The organism is Sphingomonas bacterium (genome assembly GCF_903644055.1).
GTDB lineage: Bacteria > Pseudomonadota > Alphaproteobacteria > Sphingomonadales > Sphingomonadaceae > Sphingomonas_I.
Genome location: NZ_CAHJXD010000035.1, coordinates 1 through 10930 on the forward strand (window position 1 = coordinate 1; position 10930 = coordinate 10930).

9 protein-coding genes and 1 tRNA gene are annotated in these 10930 nt (G+C 65.3%); 2 read left to right on the forward strand and 8 right to left on the reverse strand.

The window, feature by feature from the left end; all coding sequences use genetic code 11:
* Both HUU94_RS01435 and HUU94_RS01440 read right to left on the reverse strand, forming a co-directional pair.
* A partial coding sequence (locus HUU94_RS01435) for an NAD-glutamate dehydrogenase (protein WP_174273349.1) occupies positions 1–4044 on the reverse strand: 4044 nt, incomplete at its 3' end.
* A 98-nt stretch (positions 4045–4142) separates the two neighbouring features.
* Complete coding sequence (locus HUU94_RS01440) at positions 4143–5213, reverse strand: hypothetical protein (protein WP_174273350.1); 1071 nt, start codon at positions 5211–5213, stop codon at positions 4143–4145.
* Between the two features lie 120 nt (positions 5214–5333).
* On the opposite strand from HUU94_RS01440, the gene HUU94_RS01445 reads away from it, so the two are divergent.
* Positions 5334–5409, forward strand: a tRNA-Thr gene (locus tag HUU94_RS01445).
* A gap of 126 nt (positions 5410–5535) precedes the next feature.
* On the opposite strand, the gene HUU94_RS01450 is transcribed toward HUU94_RS01445, so the two are convergent.
* The 6 genes from HUU94_RS01450 to HUU94_RS01475 form a co-directional block, all read right to left on the reverse strand.
* Positions 5536–7494 carry an AAA family ATPase gene (locus HUU94_RS01450; RefSeq protein ID WP_174273351.1) on the reverse strand — a complete coding sequence of 653 codons (1959 nt, stop codon included), beginning with the start codon at positions 7492–7494 and terminating at the stop codon, positions 5536–5538.
* 103 nt (positions 7495–7597) lie between these two features.
* Positions 7598–8191, reverse strand: coding sequence for a hypothetical protein (locus HUU94_RS01455; RefSeq protein WP_174273352.1), 594 nt, complete (start codon positions 8189–8191; stop codon positions 7598–7600).
* Position 8192: 1 nt separating this feature from the next.
* Positions 8193–8822, reverse strand: a complete 630-nt coding sequence (locus tag HUU94_RS01460) for a hypothetical protein (RefSeq protein ID WP_174273353.1) — start codon at positions 8820–8822, stop codon at positions 8193–8195.
* 1 nt (position 8823) lies between these two features.
* Positions 8824–9084 (reverse strand): DUF3768 domain-containing protein, encoded by a 261-nt coding sequence (locus HUU94_RS01465; protein WP_254601848.1) that lies wholly within the window; start codon positions 9082–9084, stop codon positions 8824–8826.
* Between the two features lie 138 nt (positions 9085–9222).
* Entirely contained in the window at positions 9223–9765 is a 543-nt protein-coding gene (locus tag HUU94_RS01470; protein ID WP_254601850.1) for a tyrosine-type recombinase/integrase, read from the reverse strand.
* A 69-nt stretch (positions 9766–9834) separates the two neighbouring features.
* Complete coding sequence (locus HUU94_RS01475) at positions 9835–10425, reverse strand: hypothetical protein (protein WP_217429538.1); 591 nt, start codon at positions 10423–10425, stop codon at positions 9835–9837.
* A gap of 27 nt (positions 10426–10452) precedes the next feature.
* Between HUU94_RS01475 and HUU94_RS01480 the strand changes: the two genes are divergently transcribed.
* Positions 10453–10758 (forward strand): hypothetical protein, encoded by a 306-nt coding sequence (locus HUU94_RS01480; protein WP_174273357.1) that lies wholly within the window; start codon positions 10453–10455, stop codon positions 10756–10758.
* The last annotated feature ends 172 nt before the right edge of the window (positions 10759–10930 follow it).

The following is a 10930-nucleotide window of genomic DNA, read 5'->3' on the forward strand; positions in this document are numbered from 1 at the left end:
GGCGCCCGCGCTGCCGAGCAGCGCGAGCCGGCCCGCCTCCGCCATCGGCGCGGCCTCGATCGCGCGGAACAAAGGCTCGAGACCGAACACGGCATCGATCGCGAAATAGCCCGCCGCGACCTGCGCGAGGCTCGCGCCTTCCTCCTCGGCCAGCTCGAATGGGGCCACCAGCCCCATGCGGTTGACGACGCGGTTCGCCATCTTGGTAGCGATGATCTCGGCGCGCAGGCGATGCGCCTCGATCGCGGCGGCGAACCGCTCCTGCATCGCGCGCGGGAAGGCCGCATGCAGCAAGGGATCGAGCAGCGGATCGGCGGCGACGTCGCTCGCCTCGATCGCCGCTTGCAGCGCGAGCTTGCCGTGGCTGAGCAGGATCGCGAGTTCGGGCCGGGTCAGCCCCCGCCCCTCGCGCCCGCGCCGCAGCAGCGCCTCGTCGGGCTCGATCCCGTCGACCGCGCGATCGACGCGCCCCGAAGCCTCGAGGATGCCGACGACGCGCACCTGCCCCGGCAGCGTCTCGGCGCCGCCGCGCTCGGCGAGCGACAGGCCCAGCGTCTGGAGCCGGTTGTCCTCCAGCACGAGCGCCGCGACATCGTCGGTCATCTCGGCGAGCAAAGTGTTGCGCTGCGCGAACGGCAGCCGGCCCTCGTTCATCTCGCGGTTGAGCGCGATCTTGATGTTGACCTCATTGTCCGAGCAATCGACGCCCGCCGAATTGTCGATGAAGTCGGTGTTGATCCGCCCGCCGGCTTCGGCGAACGCGATCCGCCCTGCCTGCGTGACGCCGAGGTTGGCGCCCTCGCCCACCACTTTGGCGCGCAAATCCTCGCCATCGACGCGGTGCGCATCGTTGGCGGCGTCGCCCGCGTCGAGGTTGCTCTCGGCGGCGGCCTTCACATAAGTGCCGATGCCGCCGAACCATAAAAGATCGGCGGGCGCCTTGAGGATCGCCGCGATCAGGCCGGAGGGATCGAGCGTCTCGGCATCCACCCCCAGCACCGCGCGGATTTCGGGCGAAAGCGGGATCGCCTTCTGCGTGCGCGGGAAGAGGCCGCCGCCCGCCGAGATCAGCGCCGGATCATAATCGGCCCATGACGAGCGCGGCAGCGCGAACATGCGCGCGCGTTCCTGCCAGCTCGCCGCCGGATCCGGATCGGGATCGAGGAAGATGTGGCGGTGATCGAACGCCGCGACCAGCTTGAGCGCCTTCGACAGCAGCATGCCGTTGCCGAACACGTCGCCCGACATGTCGCCGCAGCCGACGACGCTGACCGGCTGGGTCTGAACGTCGACGCCCATTTCGGCGAAGTGGCGCTGGACCGAGACCCAGGCGCCGCGCGCGGTGATCGCCATCGCCTTATGGTCGTAGCCCTGGCTGCCGCCGCTGGCGAAGGCATCGCCCAGCCAGAAGCCATGCTCGATCGCGATCGCATTGGCGACGTCGGAGAAGGTCGCGGTGCCCTTGTCGGCGGCGACGACGAAATAGGGATCGTCGCCATCGCGGATCGCGACGCCATCGGGGTGCACCACCGCGCCCTCGACGACATTGTCGGTGATCGACAGCAATGTCCGGATGAAGATGCGGTAGCTCTCGGTGCCCTCGGCGAGCCAGGCGTCGCGATTGGCGGCGGGCGGCAACTGCTTGGGATAAAAGCCGCCCTTGGCGCCCGTCGGCACGATCACCGCATTCTTGACGACCTGCGCCTTCATCAGGCCGAGGATCTCGGTGCGGAAATCGTCGCGCCGATCGGACCAGCGCAGCCCCCCGCGCGCGATCGGCCCGCCGCGCAGATGGATGCCCTCGACGCGCGGGCTATAGACCCAGATCTCGCGCCACGGCAGCGGCTTGGGCAGGCCGGGCACCGCGGCGCTTTCCAGCTTGAACGCGAGCGCCTCGGCGGCGGCGGGCGTGAAGGCGTTGGTGCGCAGGATGGCCAGCACGATCCCACGCAGGCGGCGGAGGATGCGATCGTCCTCGATCGAGGCGACCGCGGCGAGTTCGGCATCGACGGCGGCGAGCGTTTCGCCCTCGTCCCCCTGCCCGCCCAGCCGCGCATCGAACAAGGCGATCAATCCGGCGGCGACCTGCGGCGCGCGCGCCAGGGCATCGGCGACGGTCTGGAGGCCGTAGACGAAGCCCGTCTGTCGCAGATAGCGGAACCAGGCGCGGAACAGCAACGCGCCGCGCTCATCGAGCCCGACGCGCACGATCAGCGCGTTGAACGGATCGTTTTCGGCGCCGCCCTCCAGCACGGCGGCGATCGCCGGCTCGATCACGTCCGCGCGCGCGACCAGGGCATCGACCGCGACGTCCTGCTCCGCCTCGAGCAGGAATTCGTGCACATAGCCGCGGTCTTCCAGCAGCGCGGTCGGCACTTCCTCCAGCACGGTGAAGCCGAAATTCTCGAACACCGGCACCGCCGCCGAAAGCGCGATCAGGCCACCGGTGCGATAGGTCTTGAGGCGCAGCCGGCCGCCGCCGTCATCGGGATGACGATAGAGCCGGACGCCGCGATCATCGTCATCGGCCAAGGCGCAAAGCCGCTCGATATCGAACGCCGCCTCGTCGGGATCGACGGTGCCGCGATAGCCGGCGGGAAAGGCATCGGCCCAGTCGAGCGCGAGCCGTGCCGCGCGCGTCGGCGTTTGGGTGCGCGCCAGCGCGAGCTCGACGGCGGGCGCCCAGCCGCGCAGCATCCGCTCCAGGCTGTGATCGAGCGCCGCGACGTCGGGAAGCGGGCATCCGGGGGCGGCATCGAGCGCGAAGCGGAGCAGCGCCAGATCGCCGTCGCCGAGATCGAGCGCCCAGCTCGAGACCGTGGCCGAAGACGCGCGCTCCAGCATCTCGCGGATCGTCTCGCGGCGCTGCGTCGTCACCGCCTCGCGCGGCAGCCAGACGAAAGCGAAGAGGTGACGCCCGAGCGGCCCGGGCACGACGACGAACTTGGAGCGCGGCCGATCGACCAGCGACATCGCGGTCAGCGCCACCTCCTCCAGCGCGGCGGGCGACAATGCGGTCAGCAGATCGTGCGGCAGCGCCGAGAGGACGTGATGGAGCGCCTTGCCGGCATGCGCATCGGGATCGAAGCCGTAGCGCTCCTCGATCGCGGCGAGCCGGGAGCGCAGCACCGGAACGCGCGTCGAAGGCGCGCGCAGCGCGGCGCTGGTCCACAATCCGACGTGCATCTCGATCCCGGCGATCGCGCCATCGGCGCGCGCGGGCAGCACGATCAGATCGAGCGCGTTGCGGCGGTGAACCGAGGAAATGCGATCGCTCTTGAGCAGCAGCGGCGCCTCCCCCCCGCTCTCGAACCAGCGCCACGCCGCCTCGCGCGCCTCGGCGGGCCAGAGATTTGCGCCGTCGGCGCGGAGGATGCCGAGCCCCTCGTGCCGGCCGCCGTCGCGCCGTTCGACATGCCGGCCGAGCAAGGTGAAATGATTGTCGAGGAACCAGCGCAGCAGCGCGGCGCCCTCGCCGTCGGGCAGCTTGCCGGCGGCCTCGCGCAATGCGAGCTGGAGCCGCGGATAATCGGTCACCGCGGCGCGGACGTCTGCGAGCACGCGCTCGAGCTCCGTCTCGATCGCGCGACGATCGCGCGCATCGGCGCGGTCGGCCTCGATATAGATGATCGATTCGCGCCGCTCGCCGCTCGCATCGGAAGGCAGCAGCGCGGTCAGCCGCCCCTCCGCATCGCGCCGAACCGCGATGACGGGATGGAGCAGGCGGTGGATGCCGAGCTCCGCCGAGGCCAGCGCCGCCGCGATCGAATCGACGAGGAAGGGCATATCGTCGTTGACGATCGCCAGCCGCATCCGCCGCCGCACGCCCTCGCCGCCCAGGCTCTCCAGCCGCATCGCGGGCGCACCGGCCGGTCGCGCCGAAGCGGTCTCGAGCACGAAGCGCGCGGCCGCGGCACTCGCCTCGGCATCGAAACCGTCGAGCTCGCCGGGCAGCGCGCCCGTCGTCAGCGCGGCGGCGACGGCCTTCTCCAGCCGCGTGCCGTCCGGTTCCGCTACGGGCGGTCGAAGAGTTTCGCTCAGCATTGGTCCAGCTCCCGCGCGGTCGATATCCCGCCGCTTATATATTGGAACGCACGAAAGATGCGTTCATCGGCACGCCCTACAGAAGCCCGGATTCGAGCTCAATCCTTTGCGGCACGCGCGCGCGGCGCCTGATGCTCGACCGCGACAGATTCCGCCTCGCGTCCCCGCCATGGCGATTGCGATCGTTCGCGCGGCTGGACGGGCTCGGTCAGCAGGAAATGGTCGCTCGCCTGCGGATCGGACGATGACCGCGCCCGCCGCACGCGCCGTTCCAGCGCGGCCACCTCGGTAGCGCCGCCGAGATCGTCGAGCAGGTCCAGCAGCAATGTCGGCGACAGGCACAGCCGGCGCGCATAATGCAGCGTCGCGGCGAGATCGCTGCGGGTACGGCGGTCAACGGCCGATCCGTAGACCGATGCGATCAGCCCGAGCGGCGTCTGGGACTCGGCCCCGAGGAGATATTCATATGCGGCGACCAGCGCCTTGTTGGCATGGTCGCGCGGCGGCAATGCCGCCCACATCCGGGCGCTGGCCAGCTTCTGCTCGAGTGAAGCAGGCGGCAGCCCCTTCGCGGGCGCCTCCGCCCCCTCCCATGGCGAGGAGAGGGGGGCCAAGCGCGTGCGGCTGGCGGCATAGAGACTCGCGGCGAGCAGCGCCGGATCGCGCTCGATCGCGGCGCGCTCCTTCCAATTGACCACCATAAGCACATGTTCGACGCGTTCGCCGATGCGCCCGAACGGCAGCAGGATGCCGCGATAGACGGTGTCGCCGGAGGCCGCGCCCGAAAGCTCCGCCTCGAACCCCAGCGGCTTGCGATGCGCCGCCAGCACGGGCAGCCGCAGGCGGACCTGCGCGATCAGCCGCGCCATCGCGCTTTCCGGCCCCGCCCAGGCCGCGCGCACCGATGCGCCGACCAGATTGACCGCCGGCTCCCCCTCTCGCGCGTCGACCGCGAAGAGCAGCGAGGTTTCGGCGAGGCGAGGCACGCCCGCCAGGTCCAGATCGTCGATCAGCGGGAAACGCCGCGCGCCCAGCAGCGAGCGCCAATAAGCGTGCGCCCGTCCATGCAGCCGGCGCTCGGCGGCGGCGCCCGGCGCGGGCTCCAGCGCGGGATCGAGCCGAGCGACGGCGGGCCGGCGGGTCTCATCGGTTTGGCATCGCGCTTCCATCTTCCAGCCTCAGCCTACCCCCCAAAGAACGACCGCCACGGGATAAGCCGCCATGATTGACGAAAGGTAAAGCAAGAGCGCTTGTTTCCACCCCCCACCACTGGTAACCGCCAGCGCCGCGCCGCCTTAGCTCAGTTGGTAGAGCATCGCATTCGTAATGCGGGGGTCACAGGTTCGAGTCCTGTAGGCGGCACCACTCGGAATACATAAGCGCTTGAAAGCGCGAAAGACTTTCCGTACCCGAACCTCTCGATCCCACGCTAGCTACCACATAATCACTCGGTTTGAAGCGGCTGGCCACGAACTGCAGCGAACAAAACGGCTAAAATCCGACCCTGGCCGTTGTGTTTGGCTTAGCCGCCGCTTCCAGAAACAGCATTTCAGCAATCCCTTTAGCGTCCAAAGCCGGGGCAAAGCGCAGCTGACGTTTAACCACCGCAAAGTCACCCGGAGTTAGGTTCCGCATGCGCGCAATCTCCGTGGGTGCACCCATGCCGAAAAATCGATTGAACGCGCGCTCAAGCCGATCCCCGCTCAGCGGGCGTAGATGCAGTTTGAATACGAACCGCCGCAGGGTCGCCGGGTCCAGGCTTTCGGGATGATTGGTAGCGGCAATCACCGGCAAGGGGTGGTGATCAAGCCAAGTGAGCATCTCGTTGACCTGCCCCACCTCCCATTGGTGGCGCGCCGTGGTGCGATCGAAAAGCAGCGAGTCCGCTTCATCAAACAGCAGCACGCCTTCCCGACGCCGCGCCTCTGCAAAAGCCTCTGCGATCTGAGACTCGGTCTCGCCCACCCATTTGGACAGCAGGTCGGATGCCCTCTTCACTATCAGCGGCCGGTCCAGCGCCCGCGCCAGATGGTGCGCGAGGGCAGTTTTGCCGGTGCCGGGTAACCCCGTCAGCAGCAGTGATACGTCGGTGGCCTTTTCTTTCACCAGCCGCTCAACAAGTGCCGCAATCGATTGGTCGGCTTCGAACAAGTCGAGGTCGATCGCGTGAGATTCATGAAGCGGGAGTTCTCCACCCCGTAACGCCCGCACTAGGGCTTCAGCCGGTTTGACACCCCCGTCGCGTTCGCCAGCGAGGCGCCCTGCCCTAGCGGCAACACGCAACACCGTTGACGATTCGGGCGCGGTTTCCAGCAATGTCGCGAACCCTTCGCCGGGTTTGATGCTTTCATCGGCGGCGACGCGCTTGAGCATACGCAGAGCCGTCCGACGCGATGGCATGTCGAGCTTCAGCACAAAGCTCATCCGCCGCAGGATGGCCGCATCGACGTTGCCGATGGCGTTACTTGTCCAGATTACCGGCACGGGGTTGGTTTCGAGCTGGCGGTTGACGAAGACCTTGCTGCCATCGCGGCGGTCGAACCAATCGCCCGAACTCGGCCGCGTATCGCCGATCAGGTCCTCCATCTCATCAAACAACAACGCCGTCTGACCCCGATCCGCCAACAGGCGCTGCGCCAGCCGCAAAGAGCTTACACGCTCAGCGCGCTCAGGTTCGTCCCCGTCCACATCCGCCTCACCGATCGCGTGCAGGACCAACCCAGCGGCATCTGCTAGCGTCCGCGCAAGCTCGGTCTTTCCGGTTCCCGGCTGGCCATGGATCAGGATGTTGATGCCCGCGGCACGCTCCTTCACCGCGCCACGAAGCAGCCGGACCAAAAGATCGACATCTTCGACATGCGCAAAGTCGTCGAGGCCCAGCACGGCGTGCTGGCGCGGCCCGGCGAGTACGTCGATGATGTCGTCTGCTTCAATCGGCGCGCGGTTGAGCAGACGGGTCAGTGTCCCATCGAGCTCGATCTCTGCATGCCCTCGCCGGCTTTCCATCAACCGCACCAGCCTCAACCGCAGCAACGGACTTTTCCGGACGGCGCTCTCCGCCTCCATCGCGGCGGCCCCCGCCACCAGCCCGAGCACTTTTGGCAGATCCTCCGACTGCTGCGCGATAATGTCCGCCACAGCGGAGGGCCGGGTCAGACGATCGATTGCGATGGCGATGTTGAGTAGCGCTGTGTCGAACGGGCTCAGCGACAGCAGCCGCGATAAGGCGTCCGCCATCTGAAAAATCTGAGGTTGCGCTCCGAAGGTTGGGGGCGTCTTACCAAGCGCGCCGATAATCTCTTCCCAGCTCATCTCGTCGGCCGAGCGGTCAAACAGCCATTGGCCATGCTGCCGCGCCCAGTTGCGGAGCGCCTTGGTCAGTCGTTTTGATTCCGGCGCAACTTCGCCGGCCCGGAGCAGCATGCCCCGGACGATTGTATATTCGTCCATGATGATATCCCATGCCTGTGGGGGCCACCGCCCAGGCAGGCGACGACACCGGGTGTGTCAGAGCGATTGAGGTGGTGAAGTTCGGCTAAGTTGGGCCGCCCGCTCAGTCGGCGGGTGGACGAACCGTCAGCTTCTTTTTCTTCGGGTTGATGATGCCATCGGCGCAGGCGCGCCACAGGATCATGTCCACGGTGCCGGCCCGATAGCCGCTGCCCTTGGCGAGACGGTCGCAAAGCTCTTGTGCCGTCACGCCTTCTCTATCGGCGAGGCGATTGAGATGGACGTCGGGCTTTGCGTAATTGCCGCCCAGATTGCGGGCGATGTGGTATTTGGTCACCTTGCCGATGAATGGCAGCGCCGCGCAGAAAGCGATCAGGTCTTCGGTATTTGTAAAGTCGAAAAAGAGCTGCGCCCGCGTTTGCCAGACGAGATCGATGGCAGGCGCTTTGCCCGGGTGCCCATAAACGCCACAGCAGCTCTCCCCGGCTTGCAGCGCCACCATGCATCGGTCGAAGATGATCCGCGCGACCTTGTTGTGCATGCCGCCATTGATGATGACGTAGATCACCTCGCTCGCGAGGCTTTCGGCGTCGGTCGGGGGCATCTGGCTTTCAAACCAGGCAATTTGCGCACCATAGCCAGCGGCGATGACGGCGGCCTCGATGGCGCGGAATTTCTCTATTGAGAGACGCGCCATTTCAGGCGGCCAAGAACGTGATGGATGCGACGTCGATCTGATGGCGGGGCGCCCTGCCCTTTGCCGCCGGGAGGCAGGAACGAATGCGGATCCAACTGCGACCGTAGCTGTCGAACAGCCGTAGCCGGGCTGGGCTGACGCCGCAGACCACCGTGTAACCGCCGTAAGCGCCCTTCAGCAGTAACAAGACGGGCTTTCGATCCTGGACCGCTTGGGCAGTCGCTTCAACGATCAAGCCAAGCGGCACGGCCTTAAGCCCTCGGAACGGGCGCTCCACCACGATGTCGAGCCCCAACATGCGCGCGGCTCTGCTTGTCAGCCTCTTGAGCAAGGCGACCCACGATCGCATGCGCAAGCCGTACCGTAGAGCATCGGACAGGCGCTGGCGGTCTTGCAACCATCTGATGCCGTCTCGGAACAGCGTCTCGCATTGGGCGTCGTCCAGCGGCTTGCGGCACTCCGCCGACAGCAGCCGCAACCCGTTCAAGGCGCTATAGAGACCACAGAGGCCATCAAAATGACCATGGGCATAAGGATAGAGCTGCTGGTGTGAGCGGAGCCGCGGCTGTCGTTTGAGCAGGCGTTCCAAGCAGGCGGGTTCGATGGCGGCGGGTTCATTTGCCTGCTCCACCTCAATACTCCTCGGCTAGCATGATGGTGAGCACACGGGTTGTGACGGCAGGATTTGATGGATCAGGTGACGCGTACTGCAGTGCCCGATCGTAATAATCGATCTTCCACAGCAGGCTCACATCGCCCATTTCGAGCGAGCCCATGTCATGTTCGCCGTGGGGATCATTGTCGGCGTCGAAAGCGTCAAAGCTCCGCAGTGCCGCGAAGATGGCGTTGAGGCTGTCCTGGCCCATGGCCGCAACGCTGCGCGTGACGATCATGCGTCCGCCGACATGCTGGGTGCGAAGCTGATCGTTCAGAGCCCGGATGCGACCGCATCTGCAATGGGCGCGAGTCGTCAATGCGCTATCCTCCATGGGACGCACTCCTTTCGTTAGCAATGTTGGTTGGTTGGTGGCTTAGATCAGCCGGATGAGCTTGCGCTGGGCGTCACGATCGCCCGCAATGTATCGTTCAGTGGTCGAGAGGCTGCGGTGTCCGGCAAGCTCTTGGACGTCGCGTAGTGAGCCGCCCGTTTTCGGCAGTAGACGGGCTGACCGGGTAATGAAGGTGCGTCGCCCTGAATGGGAGGAGCAGCCGTCGAGTTCGAGTTTCCGATAAAGGCGCTTGAACCAGTTTACGATGCTGTGTGGCGTCATGTGGCTGCCGCGTTCGGAAAGGATCACCGGTCCTTCCCTTGGCTTTTTACGGGCCGCGTGAAGCTTAGCGAGCGCGCCTCGGAGATCGGGGTGCAGCGGCAGGGTTCGTGCCGATCCATTTTTGGCGATCGTTCGGGCGATGGCGAGCTGGTTCCCGAGGCTGCCGTCCGGCCGCAGCACCATCGACCAATCGAGACCGGCGATCTCGCAGGCCCGAAGGCCCGCCTTGAAGCTAAGCAATACTATCACTTGATCGCGCGTGGCGTGTCGGTGGTCGCGGACGTGCCTGATCAAACGGCGCACGTCCGCTTCCCCAACGACCCTAGCGGGCTGGGGCATGTCATTTCTCCCAAAGTCTGTGTTCAGCGCAACCTATGCTGTACTACAATAGTAACACACTTGGCAGCAGCTGTCAAAGATTACTGCAGTGGCCTGATCAAAGATCGCCGTCATTCCATCGGTGGTTTTATAGGTATATTTGTTTGTTAGACCATCAAACGTCAGCGTCGCGCCGGTGCCCTGCAAGCTGACATAGCTGGAACCTGACGGCCCAAAGCTCTCCGATGTCGCGCCTATGCTGACCGTCAGGTTAGTCCTGGCGAGATCGATGCCGCCGACCATGCTGTCGCGCCAACCGATACCACCACCACCAATGGACCCTTCGCCAATCCAGCTTCGGGTATAAGCAATGCCAAGACTATTCGACCCGAGGCTCAGGTAGGTCTGCCGAAGGTGATAAGCGCCACGATAGAGATCTACGCCGTTGGCGTCCGTGGTAACCCGGACAGGTAGGACCGCCACCTGAGCGCGTGCGAGTCCGCGCCGAATTGAGAGATCAGGCAAAGAATAGCGATCCAAAGCAGCCTCCAAGTCTTCAGCCGATCCATCCCGCCCCATCGCCGCAATAACGGCCGCTAAGAGTCTAGATTGCGAAAGACGGACTTTTATGATCTGGTAACGCAATGATTCTTTCAGGGGTCAACTGAAGCGATGGCGCAAAACGCAATCCATTTTGGTGAGACTTTAGTAAAAGCTTCCATTTTCGGCGCGATGTCGCTCGGATTGGCTGGCCCAGCGTGCAGTGAAACCCGAACTTACACTTACAATGCGCGCGGGGCGCTCACCGCCTCCAGCGTAGCAGGCGGGCCGGCTAACGGCGTTCAGGCCAGCACGACATATGATCCAGCTGGAAACCGCACCGCCTATCAGACCAGCGGCTCGTCAGCGGCACCGACGTATAAAACGGTGATCGTGGTGCCGATCAACGGCCTCACTCCAATTATCATACCGCAATAGGGTGACGCACGTTTCATACCCCGATTTCACTAAATTGCCGGGCGTTATCGGCAATTAAATTTACAATAATTCAATGAGGTGGATTATGCACGCCGCTCTAAGAGGCTGTGTCGGAACGGTAGCGTAATGGTGGACGACCGGGTTCCGATGTGATTCCGAGCGGTTGCGAGAC

Excerpts from the sequence above, each read along its gene's own strand:
- HUU94_RS01450 (WP_174273351.1), bottom strand. The coding sequence starts at position 7,494 with ATGGACGAATATACAATCGTCCGGGGCATGCTGCTCCGGGCCGGCGAA.
- HUU94_RS01440 (WP_174273350.1), bottom strand. The coding sequence starts at position 5,213 with ATGGAAGCGCGATGCCAAACCGATGAGACCCGCCGGCCCGCCGTCGCT.
- HUU94_RS01455 (WP_174273352.1), bottom strand. The coding sequence starts at position 8,191 with ATGGCGCGTCTCTCAATAGAGAAATTCCGCGCCATCGAGGCCGCCGTC.
- HUU94_RS01465 (WP_254601848.1), bottom strand. The coding sequence starts at position 9,084 with ATGATCGTCACGCGCAGCGTTGCGGCCATGGGCCAGGACAGCCTCAAC.
- HUU94_RS01480 (WP_174273357.1), top strand. The coding sequence starts at position 10,453 with ATGGCGCAAAACGCAATCCATTTTGGTGAGACTTTAGTAAAAGCTTCC.